The 24,379-nt window shown below is 70.0% G+C and carries 24 protein-coding genes; 14 read left to right on the forward strand and 10 right to left on the reverse strand.

Going from position 1 to position 24,379, the window contains the following annotated elements:
* The first annotated feature begins 147 nt into the window (after nt 1-147).
* Genes glpA through E0E30_RS00195 form a run of 3 tightly spaced genes read left to right on the forward strand, consistent with a single transcriptional unit; the run spans nt 148 to nt 4,369 of the window.
* Complete coding sequence (glpA, locus tag E0E30_RS00185; RefSeq protein ID WP_130864572.1) at nt 148-1,782, forward strand: anaerobic glycerol-3-phosphate dehydrogenase subunit GlpA; 1,635 nt, start codon at nt 148-150, stop codon at nt 1,780-1,782.
* Complete coding sequence (gene glpB, locus E0E30_RS00190) at nt 1,779-3,116, forward strand: glycerol-3-phosphate dehydrogenase subunit GlpB (RefSeq protein ID WP_130864573.1); 1,338 nt, start codon at nt 1,779-1,781, stop codon at nt 3,114-3,116. Before glpA ends, glpB begins: the two co-directional genes overlap by 4 nt.
* Nucleotides 3,117-3,118: 2 nt before the next feature.
* The gene (locus tag E0E30_RS00195) at nt 3,119-4,369 is read left to right on the forward strand and encodes an anaerobic glycerol-3-phosphate dehydrogenase subunit C (protein ID WP_130864574.1); all 1,251 of its coding nucleotides are present in this window, start codon (nt 3,119-3,121) and stop codon (nt 4,367-4,369) included.
* A 171-nt stretch (nt 4,370-4,540) separates the two neighbouring features.
* On the opposite strand, the gene E0E30_RS00200 is transcribed toward E0E30_RS00195, so the two are convergent.
* Nucleotides 4,541-5,782 carry an aminotransferase class I/II-fold pyridoxal phosphate-dependent enzyme gene (locus E0E30_RS00200; protein ID WP_130866637.1) on the reverse strand — a complete coding sequence of 414 codons (1,242 nt, stop codon included), beginning with the start codon at nt 5,780-5,782 and terminating at the stop codon, nt 4,541-4,543.
* A gap of 66 nt (nt 5,783-5,848) precedes the next feature.
* Between E0E30_RS00200 and E0E30_RS00205 the strand changes: the two genes are divergently transcribed.
* Nucleotides 5,849-6,550 carry a peptidase T gene (locus tag E0E30_RS00205; protein WP_210115735.1) on the forward strand — a complete coding sequence of 234 codons (702 nt, stop codon included), beginning with the start codon at nt 5,849-5,851 and terminating at the stop codon, nt 6,548-6,550.
* A 145-nt stretch (nt 6,551-6,695) separates the two neighbouring features.
* Here the strand turns inward: E0E30_RS00205 and E0E30_RS00210 are convergent, their stop codons facing one another.
* The 6 genes from E0E30_RS00210 to E0E30_RS00235 all read right to left on the reverse strand — a co-directional run bounded on the left by E0E30_RS00210 (nt 6,696) and on the right by E0E30_RS00235 (nt 12,459).
* Nucleotides 6,696-7,865 carry a glycosyltransferase family 4 protein gene (locus E0E30_RS00210; RefSeq protein WP_130864576.1) on the reverse strand — a complete coding sequence of 390 codons (1,170 nt, stop codon included), beginning with the start codon at nt 7,863-7,865 and terminating at the stop codon, nt 6,696-6,698.
* 158 nt (nt 7,866-8,023) lie between these two features.
* Complete coding sequence (locus E0E30_RS00215; protein ID WP_130864577.1) at nt 8,024-9,061, reverse strand: alanine racemase; 1,038 nt, start codon at nt 9,059-9,061, stop codon at nt 8,024-8,026.
* Nucleotides 9,058-10,227, reverse strand: coding sequence for a peptidoglycan bridge formation glycyltransferase FemA/FemB family protein (locus E0E30_RS00220; RefSeq protein WP_130864578.1), 1,170 nt, complete (start codon nt 10,225-10,227; stop codon nt 9,058-9,060). The genes E0E30_RS00215 and E0E30_RS00220 overlap by 4 nt, the downstream gene beginning before the upstream one ends.
* A gap of 124 nt (nt 10,228-10,351) precedes the next feature.
* The gene (locus tag E0E30_RS00225; RefSeq protein WP_130864579.1) at nt 10,352-10,834 is read right to left on the reverse strand and encodes a GyrI-like domain-containing protein; all 483 of its coding nucleotides are present in this window, start codon (nt 10,832-10,834) and stop codon (nt 10,352-10,354) included.
* On the reverse strand, nt 10,831-11,649 hold the full coding sequence (locus E0E30_RS00230; protein WP_130864580.1) for a lysophospholipid acyltransferase family protein: 819 nt from the start codon (nt 11,647-11,649) through the stop codon (nt 10,831-10,833). The genes E0E30_RS00225 and E0E30_RS00230 overlap by 4 nt, the downstream gene beginning before the upstream one ends.
* Before the next feature lie 3 nt (nt 11,650-11,652).
* Nucleotides 11,653-12,459, reverse strand: coding sequence for an SDR family NAD(P)-dependent oxidoreductase (locus E0E30_RS00235; RefSeq protein ID WP_130864581.1), 807 nt, complete (start codon nt 12,457-12,459; stop codon nt 11,653-11,655).
* Nucleotides 12,460-12,762: 303 nt separating this feature from the next.
* Here E0E30_RS00235 and E0E30_RS00240 point away from each other — a divergent pair, with 303 nt between their 5' ends.
* The 8 genes from E0E30_RS00240 (at nt 12,763) to rplI (ending at nt 19,840) form a co-directional block, all read left to right on the forward strand.
* Nucleotides 12,763-13,932, forward strand: coding sequence for an ATP-binding protein (locus tag E0E30_RS00240; protein WP_130864582.1), 1,170 nt, complete (start codon nt 12,763-12,765; stop codon nt 13,930-13,932).
* Between the two features lie 62 nt (nt 13,933-13,994).
* Entirely contained in the window at nt 13,995-14,798 is an 804-nt protein-coding gene (locus tag E0E30_RS00245) for a deoxyribonuclease IV (RefSeq protein WP_130864583.1), read from the forward strand.
* An 85-nt stretch (nt 14,799-14,883) separates the two neighbouring features.
* Nucleotides 14,884-16,896: an AMP-dependent synthetase/ligase gene (locus E0E30_RS00250; protein WP_130866638.1), complete on the forward strand. Its 2,013-nt coding sequence runs from the start codon at nt 14,884-14,886 to the stop codon at nt 16,894-16,896.
* 3 nt (nt 16,897-16,899) lie between these two features.
* Complete coding sequence (locus E0E30_RS00255; protein ID WP_130864584.1) at nt 16,900-17,283, forward strand: rhodanese-like domain-containing protein; 384 nt, start codon at nt 16,900-16,902, stop codon at nt 17,281-17,283.
* A 622-nt stretch (nt 17,284-17,905) separates the two neighbouring features.
* The gene (gene rpsF, locus E0E30_RS00260) at nt 17,906-18,196 is read left to right on the forward strand and encodes a 30S ribosomal protein S6 (RefSeq protein ID WP_130864585.1); all 291 of its coding nucleotides are present in this window, start codon (nt 17,906-17,908) and stop codon (nt 18,194-18,196) included.
* Between the two features lie 188 nt (nt 18,197-18,384).
* Nucleotides 18,385-18,957 (forward strand): single-stranded DNA-binding protein, encoded by a 573-nt coding sequence (locus E0E30_RS00265; RefSeq protein WP_130864586.1) that lies wholly within the window; start codon nt 18,385-18,387, stop codon nt 18,955-18,957.
* Between the two features lie 179 nt (nt 18,958-19,136).
* Nucleotides 19,137-19,376, forward strand: a complete 240-nt coding sequence (gene rpsR / locus E0E30_RS00270; RefSeq protein WP_130864587.1) for a 30S ribosomal protein S18 — start codon at nt 19,137-19,139, stop codon at nt 19,374-19,376.
* A gap of 14 nt (nt 19,377-19,390) precedes the next feature.
* On the forward strand, nt 19,391-19,840 hold the full coding sequence (rplI, locus tag E0E30_RS00275) for a 50S ribosomal protein L9 (RefSeq protein ID WP_130864588.1): 450 nt from the start codon (nt 19,391-19,393) through the stop codon (nt 19,838-19,840).
* Nucleotides 19,841-20,051: 211 nt separating this feature from the next.
* On the opposite strand, the gene E0E30_RS00280 is transcribed toward rplI, so the two are convergent.
* Both E0E30_RS00280 and E0E30_RS00285 read right to left on the reverse strand, forming a co-directional pair.
* Entirely contained in the window at nt 20,052-20,504 is a 453-nt protein-coding gene (locus E0E30_RS00280) for an arsenate-mycothiol transferase ArsC (protein ID WP_130864589.1), read from the reverse strand.
* A 15-nt stretch (nt 20,505-20,519) separates the two neighbouring features.
* A complete protein-coding gene (locus tag E0E30_RS00285; protein ID WP_130866639.1) occupies nt 20,520-21,878 on the reverse strand; it encodes an MFS transporter in 1,359 nt (452 codons plus the stop codon).
* Between the two features lie 115 nt (nt 21,879-21,993).
* Between E0E30_RS00285 and E0E30_RS00290 the strand changes: the two genes are divergently transcribed.
* Together E0E30_RS00290 and E0E30_RS00295 are read left to right on the forward strand one after the other, a co-directional pair.
* Entirely contained in the window at nt 21,994-22,542 is a 549-nt protein-coding gene (locus E0E30_RS00290) for a 2'-5' RNA ligase family protein (protein ID WP_130864590.1), read from the forward strand.
* A gap of 116 nt (nt 22,543-22,658) precedes the next feature.
* Nucleotides 22,659-23,498: an undecaprenyl-diphosphate phosphatase gene (locus E0E30_RS00295; RefSeq protein WP_130864591.1), complete on the forward strand. Its 840-nt coding sequence runs from the start codon at nt 22,659-22,661 to the stop codon at nt 23,496-23,498.
* An 88-nt stretch (nt 23,499-23,586) separates the two neighbouring features.
* Here E0E30_RS00295 and E0E30_RS00300 read toward each other — a convergent pair whose 3' ends face one another.
* Nucleotides 23,587-24,366, reverse strand: coding sequence for a siderophore-interacting protein (locus E0E30_RS00300; protein ID WP_130864592.1), 780 nt, complete (start codon nt 24,364-24,366; stop codon nt 23,587-23,589).
* Between the last annotated feature and the right edge of the window lie 13 nt (nt 24,367-24,379).

Raw genomic sequence — 24,379 nt, forward strand, 5'->3', positions numbered from 1 at the left:
TGTTCCGGGGCGTGCACGAGGACGTGCACATTGGCGGAAACGTCTGGCCGGTCGTCGTACCCCTTCCGTACGCTGGAGTTCGTAACCTGGCAGTGACGCGGGCAGGGCCACCGAGGGCTCGAGCGGCGCACCCCGAAGGGAGCACGAATGAGATCCATGGACGCGGACGTCGTCGTCATCGGTGGTGGTGCCACCGGGGCCGGCGTCGTCCGGGATGTTGCGATGCGCGGGTACTCCGCGGTCCTGCTCGACAAGGCCGACCTCGGCCAGGGCACGACCGGTCGGTACCACGGCCTGCTCCACTCGGGCGGACGCTATGTCGTCTCCGACCCCGGCTCGGCCACCGAGTGCGCCGAGGAGAACGAGATCGTCACGAGGATCCACGCCGACGCCGTCGAGCGCACCGGCGGCCTCTTCGTCGTCACCCCCGAGGACGACCTCGAGTTCTCCGACCGCTGGACGGCGGGCGCCACGGCGTCGAAGGTGCCCTTCGAGGAGATCTCCATCGGCGAGGCGCTGCGTCGCGAACCGCGCCTCAACCCCGGGATCAAGCGGGCGTTCGCCGTCCAGGACGGCACCGTCGACGGCTGGCAGATGGTCTGGGGTGCCGCCCACTCGGCCATCGACCACGGCGCGAAGATCCTCACCTACCACCGCGTCACCGAGATCATCCGGGAGGGTGACCAGGTGACCGCCGTCATCGCCCGCGGGCTCAAGGACGGCGAGGACGTCACCATCAACACCCGGTTCGTCATCAACACCGCCGGCCCCTGGGCCGGACGGATCGCCGAGCTCGTCGGCTGTCACGACGTCGACGTCGTCGCCGGCCGCGGCATCATGATCGCGATGAACCACCGCCTGGTGAACACCGTCGTCAACCGGTGCATCTACCCGGCCGACGGGGACATCCTCGTGCCGGTGCACACCGTGTCGATCATCGGCACCACCGACGTCAAGGCCGACGATCCCGATCGTCTGGCGATCCCGCGCAACGAGGTCCAGCAGATGCTCGACTCCGGCGAGGCCCTGGTGCCCGGGTTCCGCGAGGCCCGCGCCGTGCACGCCTGGGCCGGCGCCCGTCCGCTGTTCAAGGACAAGCGGGTCTCGGCCACCGACACCCGCCACATGTCGCGCGGCATGAGCATCCTCGACCACGGCTCCCGCGACGGCGTCAAGGGCATCGTCTCGATCATCGGCGGCAAGCTCACGACCTACCGGCTCATGGCCAAGAACGTCGTCGACGTCATGGTCGAGCAGCTCGGTGAGGACCGTCCCTGCCGCACCGCCGACGAAGCCGTGCCCGGCTCCACCCCCGGCCACAACTACCTCATCACGCACGCCCTGGGCGCCAACGAGGAGCGTCGGGCCGCGACCGGGCTGGTGCGCGGGGGAGACCCGAGGAAGGTCGAGTCGACCCCCAAGATCGACGACCAGATCCTCTGCGAGTGCGAGCTCATGAGCCGCAAGGCCTTCACCGACCTGCTCGCCGACCAGCCCGACGCCACCCTCGACGACCTGCGTCGTCAGCTGCGGCTGGGCATGGGCCCGTGCCAGGGCGGGTTCTGCTCCATGCGCGCCACCGGCGTCGCCCTCGAGGAGGGTTCGATCGACGCCGAGCGGGCCACCGGACTGCTGCGGCTGTTCCTCAAGAACCGGTGGATCGGACTGTGGCCGATCCTCTACGGCGAGCAGGTGCGCCAGACCGCCCTCGACGACTGGATCTTCCAGGGGACCTTCGACGTCGAGCACCTTCCGGTCCCCGAGAGCGAGGTTGAACTGTGACCGCCACCGCAGCACCCGTGTCCACCACCGCCGCCCGCGCGGCGGCCCCCCACGTCGTCGTCATCGGGGCCGGTCTGGCCGGCCTCGTCACCGCCCTGCGGCTGCGTCGCGACGGAGCCCGCGTCACCCTGGTGACCAAGGGAGTCGGCGGCATCCAGCTCGGCCAGGGCACCGTCGACCTCTTCGGGTACAGCCCCGAGCGCGTCGACCGGCCCTACGAGGCCATCGAGGCCTACGCCGCCACCCACCCCGAGCACCCCTACGCCAGGATCGGGGTCGACGCCGTCCGCGAGGGCGTCCGGTTCCTCCAGGAGGTCGCCGGGGAGGACCTCGTCGGCGGCACCGGCGAGGCCAACGTCCTCCTGCCGACCGCAGTGGGTGCAGCCCGCCCGACCGCGCTGGTGCCCGCGTCGATGAGGGCCGGTGCCCTCGTCGACGGCGCCCGGATCGTCATCATCGGCGTCGCCCAGTACAAGGACTTCCACCCCGCCCTCATCGCCCAGAACCTCGAGCGCACCACCCTGCCGGGAGGCGGGCACGTCGCTGCCCGGGCGGTCATGGTCGACTTCGAGCCGCGCGAGGGCGAGTTCGACGCCACCGGGCTGACCTTGGCCCGATCCCTCGACGACCCCGCCACCCGGCGGACCTTCCTCGAGGGCCTCAAGGGTTTCGTCAACCCCGGCGAGGTCGTCGGTCTGCCCGCGGTCCTCGGCATCGACCACCACGACGAGGTCCTCGCGGACGCCCGCCGCATCCTCGGCGCCGAGGTCTTCGAGATCGCCTCGCTGCCGCCCTGCGTGCCGGGTATGAGGCTCAACAACCTCCTCGTCAAGGCCGTCAAGGACGCCCGGGTCGACTTCATGCTCGGCTCCAAGGTCGTCGGGTCGACGGTCGGTGAGGACGGCCGCCTCGAGTCGGTCACCGTCCACACGACCGGCCATCCGCGCACCCTCAAGGCCGACGCCTTCGTCCTGGCCGGCGGCGGGTTCGAGTCCGGGGCCCTGCGACTGGACTCCCACGGACACGTCCACGAGACGATCCTCGACCTGCCGGTGAGGCTGCCCGACGGCGTCGACGAGGACCACCTCGTCCACGGGGAGTACTGGGGACCGGCACAGCCGCTCTTCCTCGTCGGCGTCGACGTCGACGAGGACATGCGGGTGGTGTCCGAGGGCCGGCCCGTCCACGCCAACGTCCACGCCGCCGGAGGGGTCATCGCCGGGGCGACACGCTGGCAGGAGAAGACCGGGGAGGGCATCGCGCTCGGGTCGGCCGTCAAGGCCGCCGACGCCATCGCCGCCTCCCTGGGCGTCAACGCTGCGGAGAGGAACTGACCATGGGTGTCATCGAGGAGACCTTCGCCGGGCACGAGGCCTCGCGTGCGTCACTGGACGCGTGCGTCAAGTGCACGATCTGCGAGACGATGTGTCCGGTCGCCAAGGCGACGCCGCTCTACACCGGGCCCAAGTACAACGGGCCCCAGGGCGAGCGATTCCGTGACGGCGCGTCCGTCGACCACTCCCTCGAGTGGTGCAACTTCTGTGGCATCTGCACCCTGCACTGCCCGCAGGGGGTGAAGATCGCTGAGCTCAACGAGCAGGCTGCCGCCGTGATGAAGCACCAGAACGGGGTGCCGTTGCGTGACCGCCTCATCCCGCTGACGACCCTCGAGGGCAAGGTGCTCTCGCCCATCGCCCCGCTGGCGAACTGGGGCCTGAGGCAGCGTCCTATCCGGATCGCCATCGAGAAGGTCATCAAGGTGCACCGGGACGCCCCGATGCCGACCGCGCACACCGAGACCCTCGCCAAGTGGATGCGCCACCACAAGCCCGCCAAGCCTGCCACCAGGGGACCGGTCATCTTCTTCCAGGGATGTGCCGGAGGCTACTTCGAGACCGAGACCTCGAAGAAGTCCATCGAGGTGCTCGAGCACCTCGGCTACGAGGTGCACGTGCCCAAGCAGGGTTGTTGCGGCCTGGCCCAGCAGTCCAACGGGCTGTTCGAGGAGTCCACGAAGACCCTCCTCGACGTCTGCGACAAGATCATCGCCCAGGGCAAGGGGTTGCCGGTGGTGTCCTCCTCCGGCTCGTGCATCGGCATGATCAAGCACGAGGCGCACGAGATCATGGGGGTCGACGACCCGCGTCTGCACGACGTGTCGGTGCGCTCCTACGACTTCTGCGAGTTCCTCATGGAGGAGTACCGCAACGGCGAGCTCGACGCCTCGCAGTTCCAGCCCCTCGAGCTCACGGTGCCGTACCACCAGCCCTGCCAGGTCAAGAGCCAGGGCATGGGGTTCCCGGCGGTGCAGCTCATGGAGCTCATCCCCGGGGTCAAGGTGCTCGAGTCGAACGAGCCCTGCTGCGGCATCACCGGCACCTACGGCCTCAAGGCCGAGCGCTACGAGGTGGCGCAGAGGATCGGCGCCAAGGTCTTCGAGCACATGCGCGAGCACAACGAGGGGGTCGGGGTGTGTGACACCGAGACCTGTCGTTGGCAGATCGCCAAGTCCTCGGGAGTGAAGATCGTCCACCCGGTGTGGCTGCTGCACCAGTCGCTCGGGCTGTCGACCGACCTTCTCGACTGAGTCACCGGACCAGGCCGGGGTCTGCTGTGGGGGCGGGCCCCGGCCGCTGTGTGTCCGGGTGCCCTCCTTGGCGGGCACCCCTCCGTGGCGGCTGCCGGCGGGGGAGTGGGTGGATTTCTGACCTGGGGGCTCGTGAAACGCGCTTTTCACGTCCCGATCGGCCGTTCGGCGTCAGGAGTCCACTCGCGCCCGGGTCCGGGTGCCCAACTGGCGCAACCGCTCGGCGGCCTCCCGGGTCACCGAGGCCGACTTGCACTGGGCGAACCGCACGAGCCCGCGCATCTGCGGGTTGACCAGGGTGAACGCCTGGACCGGGATGGCGACGACGCCGATCTCCCGCGCCATGTCCAGGCAGAACTCGAGCCCGTCCCGTCCGCCAGGGGGAGCGGCCACGGTGAAGTAGCCGGCGTCGGGGACGATGACCTCGAACCCGGCCTCACCCAGGGCGGCGACGATGAGGTCCCGGCGCTCCCGCAGGCCGTCACGCTGGGCCCGGAAGAAGGCGTCCGGCAGTCGCAGTCCCGCCGCGACGCCGTACTGGAAGGGAGCCCCGCCGGCGAAGGTGAGGTACTGCTTGACGGTGCGCACCGCCTCGATGAGCCTGGGCGAACCGGTGGCCCAACCGATCTTCCAGCCGGTCACCGAGAAGGTCTTGGCCGCCGAGGAGATCGTCATGACGGCGTCCTCGGCGCCGTCGAGGGTCGACATCGAGGTCGGCGCGGTGTTGAACCACAGGTGCTCGTAGACCTCGTCGGACAGGACGACGGCGCGGTGCCGCACGGCGATGTCGACGATGCCCTGGAGGGTTCGGCGGTCCAGGACGGTGCCGGTGGGGTTGTGCGGGGAGTTGACGATGACCGCTCGGGTGCGCGGGCCGAAGGCGGCGTCGAGCTCGTCGAGGTCGAGGGCGAAGCGACGTCCTGCCACGCCATTGGCACCGTCCTGGAGCCGCAGCGGGACGCACACCTGACGTGCCCCGGCCAGCCCGATGATCGCGGCGTAGGCGTCGTAGAAGGGGTCGATGGTGACGACCTCGTCGCCCGCCTCGAGCAGCGCCAGGAGGGACGCCGCCATGGCCTCGGTGGCACCCATCGTCACCTGGACCTGGCTGTCGGGGTCGATGGTGCGCCCGTGGAACCGCTGCTCGTGCTCGGCGATGGCCTGACGCAGGATCGGGACCCCGGCCAGTGGCGGGTACTGGTTGTGTCCGGCCTCGATGGCCTCCGTCGCGGCCCGGTGCACCTCGGCGGGGCCGGGGTCGTCCGGGAACCCCTGCCCGAGGTTGAGGGCCCCGGTCGACGCCGCCAGGGCGCTCATCCGGGTGAAGATCGTCGGGACGACCGAGCCCGACTCGTCGAGCAGTCCGGCCGCTCGAGCCGTGCGCAGCCAGGATCCGGGAGGGGTCTCGTGCATCTGGGTCACGCTCACAGTCTGGCACCTCGTTCTGGCAGGTGGAACGGGCCCGGGTCGGTCGGCGACGTGCGGAGGGGTGCGCGGAGGGGGAACGCAGCCCGGTTCCCGGTCGAGTTGGCCTGGACCATCGACTCCTGCGAGGTCGGCGAGATCGTCGCGCAGACCTTCAACGCCGCCTCGGTGTCCGTCCTCGTCGAGGGCGTCCCGGCCCACCCCATGTCGGCCAAGGGCGTGCTCGTCAACCCGGTGCTCGTCGCCCACGACCTCATCGCCGAGTTCGACCACACCCAGACCCCCGAGTGCACCGACGGCACCGATGGGTTCATCTGGGTCACCGACGTCGTCGCCAACGAGTCCCGGGCCCGGGTCGACATCGTCATTCGCGACCATGACCTGGCCCGCTTCGAGGAGCGCAAGGAGACGGTCCGTCAGGCGGCGCAGGTGGCGCGCGAGCGGCACCCGCGCGCCAAGGTCGAGGTGACGGTCGAGGATGTCTACGGCAACATCGCCGACGCCGTGACGGCGGACAATCGTGCCGGGGTCGACCTGCTCTTCACCGCCATGGACAACCTCGGCATCACCCCTCGTCCCACCGTGATGCGTGGCGGCACCGACGGGTCCTGGCTGTCACGTCAGGGCATCCTCACCCCGAACTTCTTCACCGGCGGGATGAACTTCCACAGCTCGGCGGAGTTCCTGCCCCTGGGCTCCTTCCAGGCCAGCCACGACATGGTCCTCGAGCTGGTGCGGTTGGTCGCACTGGGCTGAGGGGGCATCGCCGGGGCTCCGGGGAGGGGCGCCGGCCCAGAGGTGTCAGGGGAATCCCCCCCAGCGCGGGTTCGTTCCTCTCCAGGGGAACATGTCGTCGCTGGGGGGATTCTCCTGACGCTGCGGGCACCGGGCGAGGGTCGTGTCAGCGGTAGAGGGCCTTGTCGAGCACCTTCTCGAGCCGGTCGACCGAGGCCTGGAGGCTGTAGCTGGTCGCCATGAGTTCGTGGGCGCGCGCGTGCCAGCGGGCCATGGTGGCCTCGTCGGCGTCACGGACCCGTTCGATCCCGGTGACGAGCTGCTCGGGGTCGACACAGGCCCCCACCTCGTCGTCGCTGACGACGTCGCGGATGGGCACCTTGGCGTTCGAGACGACGGCGAGCCCGGCAGCCATGTAGTCGTACAGCTTGTTGGGGCTCATCCCCTTGTCGAAGACCGCCTGGGGGGACACCGTGTGCAGGCCGACGTCGCAGGCCTTGAGGATCCGGACGAGCTCGGACTTGGGCACCTGGTCGTGGAAGGTGACGTTGGACAGACCCCGGCGGGCCACCTCGTCGACGGCCCACTGCTTGCGGGCCCCGGCGCCGACGAGAAGGAAGTTGACGTCGGGAAGCTGCTGTGCGGCGTCGACGATGAGGTCGAGCCCGACATAGTTGGCATGCGTGCCGGAGAAGACCGCGGTGAAGCCCTCGATGCCGTACTGGCGGCGCAGTTCCTCACGCGACTCGGCCACCTCGTACTCGGCCAGGTCTGCCCCGTTCGGCACGACGTTGACCTTGTCGACATTGATGCCGAGCTCGCGGAAGTGGTCCTCCCACCCCTTGGTGACGACGACGATCTGACGGGCATGCGCGTAGATGGTCCGCTCGAGCATGACGAGCACCCGGTGCAGGGTGGACCCCTCCGTGAGGGCCCCGCCGGAGACAAGGGACTCGGGCCACAGATCGCGGACCTCGACGACGAAGGGCTTGCGGCGTACCGCGGCGACCGCCATCGCGGCGGCCGGGGCGAGGATCTGCGGCGAGGAGGCGAAGATGACGTCGGCCGGACGCACGAGCGCCCGGGCACCTGCACCGGCGGCGAAGACCAGCCAGCCGAGCACCCGCTTGGCCCCGTTGCCCTCGTAGGAGGGGATGTGGACGAGGGTGTACCGGGGATCCTCGACGCTCATCCGCTCGCCGGAGGTGTGGTTGATGTCGGCGGCGAAGAAGTGCGGGGTCCAGCCCTTGAGGCGGCTGAACATGTCGAAGTTGCGGGTGATGCCGCCCGATCCCGGGGGGAACGCGTAGTGGTTGATGACCGTGACGCGGCGCATGAGGGCTCCTTCGGGTGGACGACGGGCCCAGCCTACCGAGGTGGCCGGGACGCGTGCCGGCCGACGTGTGTCAGGAAAATCCCCCCAGCGATGACATGTTCCCCTGGCGGGGAACGAACCCGCACTGAGGGGCATTTCCTGACATCGCGGTCCCGAGCTCAGTCGAGGACGACGACGTCGGGGGTGGCCGTGGTGGCCCGCATCGTCACCTCGACCTCGTCCCCGACCGTGACCGGGGTCTCCGCCGGCACCCACACCAGGCTCGACTGCATGTGCGGGGGCTCGACGAAGAGGCGCTTGCGTCCGGCCACGGTGAACGGTGACACAGCAACCTTGGAGGCCTTGAGGAACCCGTCGGCGAAGGCCACGAGCTGCTGCTTCATCGACGCGCCGGCGGTCGGGGCGCTCAGGGCGACCCCGTGCGAGGTTCCCCCGTCGACGACGACGACGAGGCCGCCCCGCAGGTCCTGCACCCGACGCTGCCAGTACCCGACCCGGTCGCCGAAGGCCACCTCGTGCACGTCGAGGACGGTCGCGGTGTACCGCACCGCCCCGGGTTCGCCGAGCCACAGCTCGGTGCCCACCCGGTGCCGCACCGGCACGGGAACCCGATGCCTCAGCACGGCGAGCTCGTCGGCGCCCAAGTGCGAGACCCACAGGGGTGCCGAGCACGCCGAGAGGGCCGCGTCGGCCAGTTCGGTCGCCTCGTCGAGATGGTCGCCGACCATGGGCAGGTGGATGGTCCACCCCATGATCTGCAGCCCCGTGGCCGCGTCGACCGCAGCCGCCAACTCGTCACGCCGCAACCCGAACCGCTGCATCGAGGTGAGCACCTCGAGGATGACCCGCGCCCCCGGGTGCGCTGCCGCGACGGCGCGGGCGTCCGACACCCGCGAGATCGTCGCGATGACCCGCGGGTCGGTGAGGACCTCCTCGGCGACCGGGTCACCCGGCCGCCACGGGGTGAGGACGACGACGTCGCCGGCGAACCCGGCCTGCCGCACCACCGTGACCTCGCCGGCGGTGCCGACGGCCAGGGTGTCCAGGCCCATCCGGATGACCTCGGCGGCCAGTCGACCGCGCCCGAAGCCGTAGCCGTTGCCCTTGACGACGGGGACGAGGTCGGGGTCGGCGGCCGCGACGGCGTCCTGGTGGGCGCGCCACCGGTCGGCGGCCACATGCATGACGAAGCTCATCGGTTCCTCCGGTTCATGTACAGGTCGAAGGCGGTGTAGAGGACGGGATCGATGACGAGGTCCCACTCGCCGATGTAGCTCACGGCCTCACCGCCCGACCCCACCTTGAACTGGATGAGCCCCAGTTCCGGGTCGTCGGCGGCCAGTCCCTCGGTGATGCCACGCAGGTCGTAGACGTCGGCGTCGACGGCCAGGGAGTCCTGGATCATCCGCCACTGGATGGCGTTCGACCCGCGCACGTCGCGCTTGGCGTTCGTCGAGGCGCCGTAGGAGTACCAGGTGTGACGCCCCACGTGGACCCAGGTCGTGGCGGCGACGACGTCACCCTCGTGGCGCGCCAGGTACAGGTGCATCCGGTCGGGGTCCTCGCCGTTGAGGGCGTCCCACATCGTCTCGAAGTACTCGAGCGGGCGGGGGGTGAACCCGTCGCGGGTGGCGGTCTCGAGGTACACCTCGTGGAAGGCGGGCAGGTCGTCGCGGGTGCCGCGGACCACCTCGACCCCCTTCTTGGCGGCCTTCTTGATGTTGCGCCGCCACAGCTGGTTCATCCCGGCGAGCACCTCGTCGGCGGTGAGCGGTGTACGGACCCCGCCGACCCAGTGCACCAGGGGCAGCTGGAAGTTGAACTTCGGCTGGCCGGCGGCGAACCCCTCGGCGTCCCTGGGCGGGCGCCACCCCAGATGACGCAGCTGGTTGGCCAGGTAGGTGGCACGGCGGTTGGTGACGTCGGCGGGGGCCTGGGACAGGGCGGTGATCCCCTCGTCGGCGATGGCCTCCTTGATGGTGTCCTTGCGCCACGTCCGGTGGGGCAGCGTCGGGCCGATGCGCAGGGCGAAGGCGCCGCGTCCCTTGACGTGGGCACGTAGCGCGGAGAGCACCTCGGGCAGGTCGGGGGTCGACCAGTCGAGCACCGGACCCTCGGGCAGGTAGGCCAGGTACCGACGCAGTCGGGGTACCTGGCGGTAGAGGACGAGTCCGACCCCGATGAGCTCGGAGTCGTCACGGACGACGCCGATCGACTCGCTGCGCCACTCCTTCTTCACCTGGCCCCAGGCGGGGGTCTGCAGGAAGCTCACCGTTTCGGCGGCGGTCGACCCTGGGGCGGACCAGTCCTCGAGGAAGGCGAGGTGCTGGGCTGCGGAGATCTGGCGTACCTGAATCGTCACGGGACCACCTTACGGTGCCGGTGGCGAGCCGGGGCCCGGTGCGGGTGGGGCGCCGATCCTCGGGTCCGCCACTCATGGCCCCGGTGGGGCCGCGGGCAGTGACCAGTGGCGAGCCGGGGTTGCCTCACATCTCGTCGGGGTGCGGGACGACCGGGAAGCAGACGTCGCAGGTGGGGTCGTCGATGGCGGCGTCGTTCCAGGAACCCCAGTACACCTCGCGCGGCGCGCCATTGCGCTGCCATCCGCGGGACCGCAGGTCGGCGTCGAGGTCGGCGTAGATGTCGTCGATCTCGGGGAAGGCCAGCTCGGCCCGACTCACCGTCACCCAGGCCTCGACGTGGGCCGGCTCGACCCGGCGCACGACCCCCTCGGGGGGGTCGAGCCGGCGGGCGTGCACCGGCTGGCACACCTCGACGGTGCCGGGGGAGCCCACGGTGAGTCCGTCGTGGTAGACGACGAACGGGTGCCCGGCCGGCGGCGCCATCCGCTCGAGGGTGCGCATGGTGGTGTCGATGAACTCGTCGAGCTCGTCGACGCTGATACGCCGGCTCACCGCCAGGACGTCCTGGTTGGGTACGGCGCGCCGCCGGGGCTCCTTGTGGGTCATGACCGCTTCCCGGGGTCCTCGCCCGGCGGACGCTGCTCGTCGGGCCGGTCGTCGAGCCGGGCCGAGGCCTTGTCGAGGGCCAGGGTACGGGCGTACTCGGCCAGGGTCCTCATGCCATAGGCCCGGGCGGTCTGGTCGTGCAGTTCGATGACCTGGCGGCGGACCCGCTCGGAGAACTCGTGGGCGATCTCGCCGGGGGCCGGGGCCATGGGGTGACCGTAGACGACGTGGACCGGGGGGCGCCCCTTGGGCAGGCCGCCGTCCGACGGCATGGCGGCGAAGGACCCGACGAGGGCCACCGGGATCATCGGCACGCCGCGGGAGATGGCCAGGGCGGCCGCCCCCGGCTTGAAGGTGCCCATCGCGCCGGTGCGTGAGCGCGTCCCCTCGGGGAAGATGAGCAGGGGGACGCCGTCGGTGAGCAGCGACCCAGCCATTCCGCGCATCCCGCCGTGGGTGGCGACCCGGGCCCTGCCCTTGCCGCGGTCGACCGGGAAGGCGTTGAAGAAGACGACCGGGGTGGCCGCCTTCCACCAGGCCGTGAAGAAGTGGTCGGCGGCGGCGCCGGTGGCCAGGTACTTCGACAGCCGCCGGGGCATCGACCCGAAGATGAGTGGGGTGTCCAGGTGCGAGGAGTGGTTGGCGACGACGACGTAGGCCCCGTCGAGCCCCTCGAGGTTGGCGATGCCGTGCACGGTGACGTTGGTGAGACGCCACACCAACGGTTTGAGCAACAGCATGTTCGCCGCCTGCCGGGTGACGGCGGTGAGGTCGTTGGTGTAACGACCCCGGTCCTTGCTCGGCTTGATGGCCATGGTTCAGGCCTCGCCCCCGTCCGTGACGGGGACGTCGTCCTTGTCGCGGCTCGACGAGAGGGTGCGCGAGACGAACCTCATCGCCCCCCGCGGGGCGTGGCTGGCCACGGCGATGAAGACCTTCCACAGCGGAGTCGGCACGCTGACGACCTTGCCGTGGTCGAGGTCGGACAGGGCATCGCGGACGAGGACGTCCGGGGCGATCCAGAAGAAGTCGGGCAGGTGGTTGGCGGTCACCCCGGCGCGCGAGTGGAACTCGGTGTGCACCCACCCCGGGCACAGGGCCATGGCCTTGACGCCGGTGCCGTGCAGCTCATTGGCCAGGCCCTCGGTGAAGGTGAGCACCCAGCCCTTGATGGCCGAGTAGTTGCCGGTGTTGATCCATGCGCTCGAGCTGGCGACGTTGAGGATGGCTCCGTGCCCGCGAGCCTTCATGGCGCGTCCGGCAGCGGCCGACAGGACGAGCACGGCCCGGACCATGACCTCGAAGGCGCGGTCCTGGAGCGCCAGGGCGGCGGGGTCGAGGATCTTGGCATGGACGGCGAAGCCGGCGTTGTTGACGAGCAGGTCGATGGGTCGGTCCGGGTCCTCGAGGCGGGCGGCGACGGCGTCGACGTCATCGCGGCTCGACAGGTCGGCCTCGATGGTCTCCACGTGAACCCCGTAGCCGGACTCGATCTCCTCCTTGATGGAGGCCATCCGTGCGGTGTCCCGGGCGACGATGACGAGATCGTCACCGCGGGCCGCCAGCTGGGTGACGAACTCCCGACCGATGCCGGAGGTGCCACCGGTGACCATGCTCGTTGCCATGGTGCCCAATGTACGGCACGGGGCACATGGTCGACAGGGTTGTGACGCCAGCTGGGCCGACGGCGACCTCCTGGTCGGTCAAGGGAGGCCGCCGTCTGGTCGAATGCTGACCTGATCGCCCGACTGACCACGTCATTCAGGACCGGAGCGCCGCCCGCGCAGCCGGATCGACTTGGCTCATGAGGAACTGCGACCTCGCCCGGACACCGCCGGCGGAGACACGCGGCCGGTGGTCGGGTGTAGCGAAGGATAGCGGGGTATAGCGATCTGCTACATGGCGCTAGATTTCACTACACTTGGGATGTGGAGAGGACACAGAACCCGTATTCGCCCGGGGCAGGGCGAACGCCGGCAGCGTTCGTGGGCCGTGACGCGCAGCTCGAGGCCTGGTTCGTGGGGTTGCAACGCATCGAACACAACCTGTCAGCCAGGCCGCTGGCCCTCTACGGGCTGCGTGGTGTGGGCGAGACGGTGCTGTTGAACAGGATGCGCCGCGACGCCGAGGGCCGCGGCTGGCTCACCGCGAAGGTGGAGGCCGGTGCCGGCAAGAGCCTGCGCGAAGCGCTCGGCGAGGCTCTCTACGGCCCCTTGGCGGACCTGGCGCGGCCCAGTGCCGGGATGCGGCTGCTCAAAGGGCTGCGGACCGCGCTCAGCTTCAAGGCATCCTATGACTCCACCGGAACCTGGTCCTTCGGGCTGGACCTGGCCGACGCGCCCGGGGGTGGCGCCAACAGCGGCGTGCTGGAGACCGACCTGACCAAGCTGGTCAAGGACCTGTCCGGTGCCGGCGCCGAGACCGGTCATGGGCTGGCGATCCTCATCGACGAGGCCCAGGACCTCGACCGCGACGAGCTCACTGCGCTGTGCGCCGTTGCGCACCAGGCCTCGCAGGACGACTGGCCCTTCCTGCTCGCGGTCGCCGGGCTGCCCAGCCTTCCTCGGGATCTGGCCGAGGCCAAGTCGTACGCGGAACGGTTGTTCGACTACCATCACATCGACACCCTGGCCGCCGACCAGGCCCGCCTCGCATTGCTCAGCCCCGCACAGGACGCCGGCGCCACATGGGACGGCGACGCCCTTGAGCTGGTCGTCTCGACCGCCGAGGGGTACCCCTATTTCCTGCAGCAGTACGGTGAGAGCGCTTGGAACCAAGCACCCCAGTCCCCCATCACCCTTGTCGATGCCCGCATCGGCGTCGCCGACGGCACCCTTGCCCTCGACACCGGATTCTTCCGCTCACGCTGGGATCGGGCCACCCGGGCCGAACGTGACTACCTGCGCGCCATGGCAATTGACGCCGGCGACAGCTCCACCAGCGACGTTGCCCGGCGATTGGGGCGCCACCTCAGTAGCCTGGGACCCACCCGCGCCAAACTCATCGACAAAGGCCTCATCTACTCCCCTGAACACGGTCGCATCGCATTCACCGTGCCCGGTATGCAGACCTTCATCAACCGTCAGTCCACCGAATAGCCCATCCTGAGTCCAGGCCGTCAACGACGACCTCGTGACCCGAACCGCCTACGCTCGGGACCATGACTGAACCGCTGATCGGTGCCCACGTCGACCTGTCCGACGCCATCGACGCCGCCCGGGCCCGAGCTGCCGACGTCGTCCAGGTGGTCCTCGGCGACCCGCAGTCGTGGCGCCGGCCGTCGGTGGACTTCCCCGGCGGGGCACCCGGGCTGCGGGAAGCCGCCGAGGCCGCCGGGGTCGCCCTGGTGGTGCACTCGGCCTTCGTCATCAACGTGGCCTCGCTCAACAACCGCGTCCGCATCCCCAGTCGCAAGCTCCTCCAGCAGACCCTCGAGGTCGCCTCGCAGGTCGGCGCGCTGGGCGTCGTCGTCCACGGAGGACACGTGCGCGCCGGAGAACCGGTCGAGCAGGGTCAGGATAACTGGCGCAAGGCCGTCGACGGACTCGACCTGCCGGTACCCCTGCTGCTCGAGAACACTGCCGGGGGAGAGCACGCCATGGCCCGCACCCTGGACCGTCTGGCCGGGACCTGGCAGGCCATCTCGACGGCGTCGGGAGCCGACCGCGTGGGGTTCTGCCTGGACACCTGTCACGCCTTCGCCGCCGGCCTCGACATGACCACCCTCGTCGACGACGTCCGTGCCGTCACCGGGCGGATCGATCTGGTGCACGTCAACGACTCCCAGGGTCCGGCCGGGTCGGGGCGCGACCGGCACGCCAACCTCGGGCAGGGCCAGATCGACCCCGACGAGCTGGCCCGGGTCGTGCGGGACGCAGCCGCACCGCTCGTCGTCGAGACCCCCGGGGACGCCGTCGGCCAGGCGACGGACGTCGCCTGGTTGCGGGAACGGCTGGCGGACTGAGGGGCGGGGGCGACGCCACTACCATGGGGTCGTCCGGAGGGTGTCCTCCGAGGAGGTGAGGAGCCACCCCATGCCAGCCGATCCCATGAGCACGTCAGCCGGGAGCACGTCAGCCGGTCCGAGCGGTGCGACCGTCGACCCCACGAGCGTGCTGCTCGGCGCCGCCGACCCGACGGAGGATCGGAGCGCCGTCCACCTGGCGCACATGTTCCGTCGGGTGTGCCGCGACCACGGATTCCGGCCGGCGGTGCGGGTGCGCGACGACGGTCGATGGGTCATCCGGACCTTCGCGCAGACCCGTCGTCGGGTCGACGCCCTGGCCAGATCCCTGGTCGAGCCGGGAACGGTGGTGCCCGACGGGCTGCAGCGCGGTGACCGGATCGCCATCCTCGCCCACAACCGACCCGAGTGGCTCGAGGTCGACCTCGCGGCGATGACGATCGGCGTCGTGCCGGTCCCGATCTACCCGACGAGCACCCCCGACCAGATCGTCCACATCGTCACCGACTCGGGGGCCAGGGCCGTCGTCGTGTCGGACGCCGGTCTGCGTGACCGGGTGCTCGGTGCCGCCGACCGGATGCCGACCCTGGCGGCGGTCGTCACCATGGACGACGCGGGTCCCGGGGACCCGGTCGACGAGCCGGGCGGCGGGAGTCCGGTCGCCGTGGTGAGCTTGGCGACGCTGCTGGCTCGCGGAGAGGTGGAACCCGGCGACGACGTCCGCGTCGTGGCGCTCATCGGTGTCGTCGAGGAGAGGATGTCCCGGTCGTCCGGGGACGACGTCGCCGGCATCATCTACACCTCCGGGACGACGGGCTCACCCAAGGGCGTCATGCTCACCCACCGCGGCACCATGGCGGAGATCGATGCCCTCGACGCCTTCTTCGACTTCAAGCCGACCGATCACTCGCTGTGCTTCCTGCCGCTGTCCCACGCCCTCGAGTGGGGCTGGACGATGGTCGTGCTCAGCCATGGTTGTCTCAACACCTTCGTCCCCAACCCCAAGACCGTCGGCGCGATGCTGGCGCAGGTGCGTCCGACCCTCTTCGTCAGCGTCCCCAAGCTCTACGAGCAGGTCATGTCGGTGGCCCGCGAGAAGGTGCAGTCCTCGCGGACGAAGACCCGGCTCTTCGACTGGTCGCTCGACATCGGTTCCCAGTGGTGGCGCTGTCAGGAGGAGGGCCGCCGGCCGGACCGGGGACTGCGGTGGCGTCACAAGGTGGCGGATGCCCTCGTCCTCAAGGCCATCCGGGACGCCATCGGCGGACCCAAGACCGCCCTGGCGGCCGGCGGAGCGCCGCTGCGCAGTGAGGTCGAGGAGTTCCTCGCCGCCTGCGGGATCCTCGTCAGCCAGGGGTACGGGCTCACCGAGGCCGGGCCGCTCGTGAGCTTCAACTGCCCCGGTGCGCACAAGTTCGGCACCGCCGGACGCCCCATCGTCGGGTCGCGGATCAAGGTCGGGGAGGAGGGGGAGATCCTCTACCAGGGGCCGAACATCATGAAGGGCTACTGGAACCAGCCCGAGGCGACGGCGTCGACCGTCGAGGACGGATGGCTGCACACCGGCGACATCGGGCACGTGGACGACGACGGGTACCTCGTCATCACCGACCGGCTCAAGGACATCATCGTCACCCTCAACGGCAAGAACATCGCACCGCAGCCCATCGAAGCGGAGTTGCTGCGTGACCCGCTGTTCGAGCACGCCGTCATCCTCGGTGACAACCGTCCGTGCCTCACCCTGCTCGTCAAGCCCTCCCTGCCACAGGTCGAGGAGCTCGCCGAGAGGTTGCACATCTCGGCCCTGTCGATGCCGGAGAAACTGCGCAGCCCCGAGTTGGCCGAGGAGATCCGCAAGCGGGTGGCGGCGATGACCGAGAAGCTGCCGCACCAGGAGCAGATCCGGGACCTGCACGTGCTGTGGGACGAGTTCACCACCGACAACGGGCTGCTCACCCCGACCCTCAAGGTCCGACGCCATGAGGTCGAGAAGCGGTTCACCGAGGTCATCGACGAGATGTACGGGCGGCTGGCCCGGATGCGCAAGTCGGGTGGACAGGCCCGCGAGGGCCGCGACGACGGATCGACGGAGGACTGACCCATGGGATTTCGTGACTTCCTCGCCCGCCGCGGCATGCCCGAGGGGGGCATCGACGTGCCGGCCGCCTTGCTGGCCCTGGCCAACGGCGGGGTCCTCGTCGACGTGCGCACCCGCGGTGAGTACGAGGCCGGGCACGCCCCTGGGTCGCGGCTCGTCAGCCCCAAGGAGCTCTTGGCCGATCCCTTCACCGCGGTCTACGGCGACGACCCCCTGGCCGAGCCGGATCCACACTTCATCCTCGTGTGCGACATCGGCCTGCGGTCGGGCCACCTCGTCCAGCCGATCCGTGACAAGGGGTACGACGCCGACTTCATCGCCGGTGGGCTCGGCGCCTGGCGGGCCGCCGGGGAGATCCTCATCCCGGGGCCGCCGCGGGAGCGGTGAGGCAGGCCGTTCGCCGAATCTTCCTCGGTGGGTGGTTCGGGGGCGGGTCCGACCGTCGTCGGCCGTCGTTCCATGGTTCGGCCGTGACCTCGCTCCGGAACGTGTCGTGGGGCCGGTCCTGCCCGGCACTGTGCTCCGGAAACGGTCGTCGGGCTGACGCCGGCCAGCACTGTGCGCCGGAAAGCGTCATGGGACTGACGCCGGCCAGCACCTTGCGCCAGAAGATGGACGTTGCTCCTGGTATTTCCGGAGCGGGGTGGAGGTTCTGGCGCTTGGTCGGGGGCGGGGGCTCGGGGCTGGTGGTTTGTGGAGCAGGGTGCCGGATGTGGAGCAGGGTGCCGGATGTGGAGCGAGGTGTCGGTGATGGAGCGAGGTGCCGGGTCTGGAGCAGGGTGCCGGCGATGGAGCGGAGAGGGCGCGGAGCGCGTGGTGGGGCTCACCGCCCGGCGACGGGCCCGCGAGCACGGTGGCGCCGCCCACCCCGGACCGGTACACTTGGCGACCGGCTGTCCCTGCGGGGACGCCGGCGTCACCGGGTGACAGCACCCGGCGACAGGCATATCGCCCTCCTGCCACGGGACGTCCCCGTGGCCGCTGAGACCAGAGGAGGTGGAGTCAGCGTATGCGTAAGTACGAGGTCATGATCCTCATCGATCCCACCGTCGACGAGCGTCAGGTCGATTCCCACTTGGAGAAGTACCTGAAGGTCGTCACGGACGAGAAGGGGTCCGTCGACAAGGTTGATGTCTGGGGCAAGCGTCGCCTCGCCTATGACATCCAGAACAAGTCGGAGGCGATCTACGTCGTCCTCGACGTCACCTGCGAGCCGGCGACGGTTCAGGAGGTCGACCGACTTCTCGCCATCGACGAGAAGATCATGCGCACCAAGGTCATGCGTCCCGACATGCACTGACGCGACGCCGTCGCGACAGTGGGCCGGACGCCCAACCGAGGACCCGCCGGACATCCGGCAGGCCGTCCGAGTGCCGGGCCATGACGGCGTCGACCGGTTCGACGAGAACTGTCAGACCCACCCGGCACACTGGAACCCGGGGCATCACAGGATGCCCGACACGCAACCGTTCCGATTCGGAGACTCACATGGCAGGCGAAACACCCATCACCGTGATCGGCAACCTCACCGCCGATCCCGAACTGCGCTTCACCCCCAACGGGGTGCCCGTGGCCAACTTCACCGTGGCCTCGACCCCGCGCACCTTCGACCGTCAGTCCAACGAGTGGCGCGACGGTGAGGCGATGTTCCTCAACTGTTCCGTGTGGCGTCAGTACGCCGAGAACGTCGCCGAGTCCCTGTCCAAGGGGATGCGCGTCGTCGTCCAGGGCAACCTCAAGGCCCGGTCCTACGAGGATCGTGACGGGAACCGTCGCACCTCGTACGAGATCGACGTCCAGGAGGTCGGCCCGTCGCTGAGGTACGCCTCGGCGAAGGTCACCCGCAACCCGTCGGGTGGCGGCCAGGGTGGGGGCAACTGGGGTGGCAACTCCGGTGGCTCCAACCAGGGCGGCTCGTGGGGTGGCAACTCCGGTGGCCAGGGCAACGGTGGCGGCAACTGGGGCGGCAACCAGGGGTCCTACAACAACGGTGGCAATGACAACCGGGGCGGCGGCGTCGATCCCTGGGCCCAGGCCCAGAACGACGAACCCCCGTTCTGACAGGTCGACGCCCGCGCCCCGCCAGGGGTGAGGGTCGCCCGCGAAGGGGCCCCTGTCGGGCTCCTCGACGGCGTCAGCCACCACACCATTCGTACGTCACGTTCCGTGCCCTCGGCCGAGGGCACCGGACAGGCACATTCCGGCGAGAGCCGGGCTTTCACCAGAAGGAGAGCACCACAATGGCCGGTCCACAGCGCAAGTCTGTGAACAAGAAGAAGATCGTCCCTGTCAAGACCGTGCACATCGGCGAGGTCGACTACAAGGACACCGCCCTGCTGCGCAAGTTCATCTCCGAGCGCGGCAAGATCCGCGCCCGACGCGTCACCGGGCTGTCCGTCCAGGACCAGCGCAAGGTCGCCATCGCGATCAAGAACGCGCGCGAACTGGCCCTGCTGCCCTACGCCTCGACGGCGCGCTGAGAAGGGAGAACGACATGAAGCTCATTCTCACCGCACCGGTCGAGAAGCTGGGTGTCCCCGGCGACATCGTCGAGGTCAAGGACGGCTACGGCCGCAACTTCCTGCTGCCGCAGAACTACGCCATCCGCTGGACCCGTGGCGCCGAGGCGCAGATCGACCAGATCAAGCGCGCCCGTGCCGCCAAGGAGATCAAGACCAAGGAGCAGGCCGAGGTGGTCCGCTCCCAGCTCGAGGACCTCAAGGTCCAGATCCCGGTCCAGGCCGGCGACACCGGGCGGCTCTTCGGCGCCGTCACCCCGGCCGACATCGTCCTGGCCGTCAAGAAGGCCGGTGGCCCGGCCCTCGACAAGCGGTCCATCGAGATCGTCAAGCCCATCAAGACCATCGGCAACCACACCGTCGGGGTCAGGCTGCACGACGCCATCAAGGGTCACGTCACCGTCGAGACCGTTCCGGCGAAGTGAGGTCGGTCCGCCGTGGGGCTCGGCCCTGACGGCGGTGGACCCGCCTGGGTCCGGATCGACGCGAGACTCCCCGTCCTCCGCTCGGAGGGCGGGGAGTTCTGCATCCGGTGGAGTCCGGCGGGGTCGGGGAACGCGGCCGGCGGGTCGGGCCCCCGGCTGCGGCTCCTCACCTCGTCCGCGGGTCAGTGAGGGCTCGACGTCGGCGAGCCGGTCAGCGCGCCTCCTGCCGTGGGTCCGCGTCGCCGGGTCGTGACGCCGCCACCCCGAGCTCGTCCAGCAGCCCGCGCACGCGGGCATCGATGTCGTCGCGGATGAGATCCATCCGCTGAGGTCCCTCGATGCCACGCAGTGAGGGCTCGTCGGTGTCCCACACCTCGATGGTCCCGCGCATCCCGGCGACCGGGTCGACGTGCGCCGCGGTGCCCACGACGACGACCCGGTCGACCCGACGCAACAGCTCGGCATCGACGGGTTTGGGGTGTTCCCCGGCGCAGCTGGCACCGACTCGGGCCAGACTGGCCACGGACTCGGCATTGAGGTCACCGCGCGGGTCGGTCCCGGCGCTGTGCACCTCGACCTTCCCACCACCGCGCAGCCGGGCGAGGGCGGCGGCCATCTGGCTCTTTCCGGCGTTGCGCACGCAGACGAACAGCACGCTGGGCATGGGTCCTCCTCGTGCTCAGGCGAGCACCTGCTCGCGATCCTCCTCGTCGCGGCCATGACTCGTCCAGGCGTGACCCTGCTCGCGGTCGAGGTGGGTGGCGTCCTTGTTGCGCAGGGCGAAGACGTACACGAGCAGCGAGATGAACGACAGGACCGTGACGTAGGCGATGAACCACGGTACCCGTCCGGCCTGCTTGGCCGCGACGTAGATGAGCGGGGCGGTGCCGCCGAACACCGAGTTGGCCAGGCCGTACCCCATGCCGACGCCGAGGGCGCGGATGTGCGCGGGGAAGAGCTCGGACTTCACCAGGGCGTTGATCGAGGTGTAGCCGGTGAGGATGACGTAGCCGATGAGCAGCAGGGTCATCGAGGTCGCCGGTGAGTGCGACTTCGGCAGCCGGGTGATGAGGACCCACGTGTAGAGCACCGCGCCGACGCCGAAGAAGACGAGCAGCGGCTTGCGTCCGACCCGGTCGGAGACGAGCCCGCCGATCGGTTGCAGGCACATGAGGATGAGCAGGGCGACGAGGTTGATCGTCGTGGCCGTCGTCGACTGGGCGCCGAAGGCCTTCTTGACGATGGCCGGGGCGTTGACCGAATAGGTGTAGAAGCACACCGTGCCGCCCATGGTGATGAGGAAGACGAGCAGCAGGGGACGCCAGTGGTCGACGAGCAGTGACCTCAGGGTGCCCGAGGTCGTGTCGGCACCCGAGCGGATGGCGTCGAGGTGGGCGTCGGTGAGGGACTCGTCCATGGTGCGGCGCAGCCACAGGACGACGACCGCCGAGAGGCCACCGATACCGAAGGCGATGCGCCAGCCGTAGCGGGTGATGTCGGCCTCGGACATCGTCGCGGTCTCGACGAGGAGGACCGCCTGGGCCAGGACCTGACCGCCGACGAGGGTGACGTACTGGAAGCTCGAGAGGAATCCGCGTCGGTTCGCCGTGGCCGCCTCGGACATGTACGTCGCGGAGGTGCCGTACTCGCCGCCGGTGGCGAAGCCCTGGACGAGGCGGCAGAGGATGAGTCCGAGGGCCGCCCCCACGCCGATGGAGTCGCGGGTCGGCAGGATCGCCACGACGAGGGAGGCCATGGCCATGACGGTGACCGAGAAGGTGAGGGCGGAGCGTCGTCCGTGCCGGTCGGCCCAGCGCCCGAAGAACCACGACCCGAGCGGCCTCATGACGAAGGTGATGGCGAAGACGGCATAGGCGTAGACCGCGGACGACGTGTCGGCCGGGTCGAAGAACTGGCTCTCGAAGTAACTGACGAAAACCGTGTAGGTGTAGACGTCGTACCATTCGACGAGGTTGCCGAGGCACCCCTTGAGGGTGTTCCAGGCTGCGCGCGAGAGGTTCGTCTCCTGACGGACCATCGGTTGGGTGGTGGCCACCGTGGGCTCCTTTCATCTGCGGACGGTCCACTATCCACCCGTTGTGAGAGGTTTCTCACCATTGTGACCAGATTGTCATTTTTCCGGGGGTGGTGTCGTGACCGACGAGTGGCAGAGCGGCGTCGTCTTCACCCACACCCTCACCCTCGAACTCGACGACGCCGCCCAGAGTCTCGTCGGTCGGGCCCGGGACGGCCTCGCCGCCCGGGGGATTCCCGTCCTGCACCAGCCGGCACACATCACCCTGGCGTGCGTCGACTCCATGACGGGGGTCGACGCCGCCCTCGTCGGATCGCGGTGGCCCCGGTCGGTGACGCTGGCCTCGGCCTGTCCGCTGCCGAACTCGGACGGCGTCGCGTCGCTGTGCCTGCACGGGGCGGGAGGGCCGGACCTGGCCCCGGGGCCGCTCCTGGGGGAGCACCGCCGGCTGCACGAGCGGCTGGCCCGGGCCGGGGTGACGACCTTCACGTACTACGGGCCGGAGCACTGGCACCCCCATGTGACGGTCGGCTACCGGATCCCGGCCCACCGGGTGGGGGCGGCGGTCGACCTGCTCGGGGCGTGGGCGCCGGCCCGGGTCGGGGTACGCGCCGTCACCGTGTGGGAGGTCGGGTCGGGGCGGACCCATACCCTCGTCGAGCTGTGAGGATGCTGAAGAGGGGCCCTCGCGAGGAGCGGGCCCCGGGCGTGACGTCGGCCTAGACTTGGCCAGCGGCACCGACGTGCCCTGCTTCCCCGTCACCGTGAGAGAGGTCCCAGCCCGTGAACTGGCTCCACGCCGTCATCCTCGGCATCGTCGAGGGCATCACCGAGTTCCTGCCGGTCTCGAGCACCGGACACCTGCGCATCGTCGAGAAGCTCCTGGGCTACGACATCCAAGGGGCCGGGATCACCGCCTTCACGGCGATCATCCAGGTCGGGGCCATCATCGCGGCCATCATCTACTTCTGGTCCGACATCGTGCGGATCGTCGTCGCATGGTTCAAGGGCCTGACGAACAAGGACGCCCGGACCGACCCCGACTACACGCTCGGCTGGGGGATCATCATCGGGTCGATCCCGGTGGCCGTCGTCGGCCTGCTCTTCAAGCACGCCATCGAGACCACCCTGGCGTCGATGTGGGTCGTGGCCGGGGCGCTCATCATCTGGTCGCTCGTCATGTGGATCGCCGACCGGCGCACCGACCTGGGCCGCGACATGAGCCAGGTCAAGCTCGTCGACGCCATCATCATCGGCTGCTTCCAGGCCCTCTCGCCGCTCTTCCCGGGCATCTCCCGCTCGGGGGCGACGATCTCGGCCGGCCTCTTCCGACGGTTCGACCGCGAGACGGCCACCCGGCTGTCCTTCTTCATGGGCATCCCGGCCCTCGTCGCGGCCGGTGCCTACGAGGCCATCGGGGCCGCCTCGGACATCTCCAACGGCGGCATCGGCTGGGGTCCGACGATCGTCGCGACCCTCGTCTCCCTCGTCGTCGCCTATGTGTCGATCGCGTGGCTGCTCAAGTTCGTCGCCTCGAACAAGTTCACCGGCTTCATCTGGTACCGCGTCGCCCTCGGCGTCGTCATCATCGCCCTCGTCGCGAGCAACGTCGTCACCGCCTGAACGCCGCGCCGACCACGTCCCCGGCGACTGCGCCCCGTTGGGCTGGGCCGTCAGCAGGGCGCTGGGGTATCGGTAGGGCGCCGGGGCCTCAGTCGCCGGACTCGGCCTCCATCGAGGCCACGAACGCCGGCTTGATGCGCCGCCAGTCGTCGGCGTCCCGGCCGGCGAACCAGTAGGCCGACAGCAGGACCCGGTCCCGCGGCAGGCCACGCTCGACGCGCAGGTGATGTCGCAGTGGTCGGACCATGGCGGCCTGCCCGTGGACGAAGGCCCACAGGTCCCCGGTCGGGGTCGGCAGGGCGCGGACGGCGTCGACGAGCGTGCTGCCCGAGGCACTCGGTTCGACCCGGGTGATCCGTGCCCCGTCGTGGTGCGGCAGCGGGTAGTCGACGGCGCCACGGACGAGGACGACCTCGGCGTGGGCATCGGCCGGCAGGGCCTCGAGGGCGTTGGCGATGGCGGGCATGGCGACCTCGTCCCCGACCATCCACACCGTGCCGGGGTGCTCGGGCATGGCGAAGTGACCGCCGGGACCACGCACGTCGATGGGATCCCCCGGGCGCGCCCCCAGGGCCCACCGGCGGCCCGGACCGTCGTGGTCGAGGAGCAGGACGTCGATCCCCCAGCTGCCGTCGGCGCCCACGCGACGGCGGGTGTAGGTGCGCAGCAGCGCAGCGGGCGCGTCCTGTGGCAGGGGATCGGGCATCGGCGTCGACCACGGCGCACCCGGCGGCGGCAGGACGATCTTGACGTGGTCGTCGACGCTGTCGCGGGCGGGGAGGTCGCCGGGTTCGACGTCGATCGAGACGACCCCGGGAAGGTCGTGGCGGACCTGGGCGACACGGGCGCGGTGGAGGGGCTTGGCCATGGGGGTCAGGCTA

It is taken from the genome of Acidipropionibacterium timonense (genome assembly GCF_900605005.1).
Taxonomy (GTDB): Bacteria; Actinomycetota; Actinomycetes; order Propionibacteriales; family Propionibacteriaceae; genus Cutibacterium; species Cutibacterium timonense.

Excerpts from the sequence above, each read along its gene's own strand:
- E0E30_RS00250 (WP_130866638.1), top strand. The coding sequence starts at position 14,884 with ATGAGCACGTCAGCCGGGAGCACGTCAGCCGGTCCGAGCGGTGCGACC.
- E0E30_RS00215 (WP_130864577.1), bottom strand. The coding sequence starts at position 9,061 with ATGAGCTTCGTCATGCATGTGGCCGCCGACCGGTGGCGCGCCCACCAG.
- E0E30_RS00285 (WP_130866639.1), bottom strand. The coding sequence starts at position 21,878 with ATGGTCCGTCAGGAGACGAACCTCTCGCGCGCAGCCTGGAACACCCTC.
- E0E30_RS00245 (WP_130864583.1), top strand. The coding sequence starts at position 13,995 with ATGACTGAACCGCTGATCGGTGCCCACGTCGACCTGTCCGACGCCATC.
- E0E30_RS00235 (WP_130864581.1), bottom strand. The coding sequence starts at position 12,459 with ATGGCAACGAGCATGGTCACCGGTGGCACCTCCGGCATCGGTCGGGAG.
- E0E30_RS00265 (WP_130864586.1), top strand. The coding sequence starts at position 18,385 with ATGGCAGGCGAAACACCCATCACCGTGATCGGCAACCTCACCGCCGAT.
- E0E30_RS00210 (WP_130864576.1), bottom strand. The coding sequence starts at position 7,865 with ATGCGCCGCGTCACGGTCATCAACCACTACGCGTTCCCCCCGGGATCG.
- rplI (WP_130864588.1), top strand. The coding sequence starts at position 19,391 with ATGAAGCTCATTCTCACCGCACCGGTCGAGAAGCTGGGTGTCCCCGGC.
- E0E30_RS00280 (WP_130864589.1), bottom strand. The coding sequence starts at position 20,504 with ATGCCCAGCGTGCTGTTCGTCTGCGTGCGCAACGCCGGAAAGAGCCAG.
- glpA (WP_130864572.1), top strand. The coding sequence starts at position 148 with ATGAGATCCATGGACGCGGACGTCGTCGTCATCGGTGGTGGTGCCACC.
- E0E30_RS00225 (WP_130864579.1), bottom strand. The coding sequence starts at position 10,834 with ATGACCCACAAGGAGCCCCGGCGGCGCGCCGTACCCAACCAGGACGTC.
- rpsF (WP_130864585.1), top strand. The coding sequence starts at position 17,906 with ATGCGTAAGTACGAGGTCATGATCCTCATCGATCCCACCGTCGACGAG.
- E0E30_RS00300 (WP_130864592.1), bottom strand. The coding sequence starts at position 24,366 with ATGGCCAAGCCCCTCCACCGCGCCCGTGTCGCCCAGGTCCGCCACGAC.
- E0E30_RS00230 (WP_130864580.1), bottom strand. The coding sequence starts at position 11,649 with ATGGCCATCAAGCCGAGCAAGGACCGGGGTCGTTACACCAACGACCTC.
- E0E30_RS00200 (WP_130866637.1), bottom strand. The coding sequence starts at position 5,782 with ATGCACGAGACCCCTCCCGGATCCTGGCTGCGCACGGCTCGAGCGGCC.
- E0E30_RS00255 (WP_130864584.1), top strand. The coding sequence starts at position 16,900 with ATGGGATTTCGTGACTTCCTCGCCCGCCGCGGCATGCCCGAGGGGGGC.
- E0E30_RS00195 (WP_130864574.1), top strand. The coding sequence starts at position 3,119 with ATGGGTGTCATCGAGGAGACCTTCGCCGGGCACGAGGCCTCGCGTGCG.
- rpsR (WP_130864587.1), top strand. The coding sequence starts at position 19,137 with ATGGCCGGTCCACAGCGCAAGTCTGTGAACAAGAAGAAGATCGTCCCT.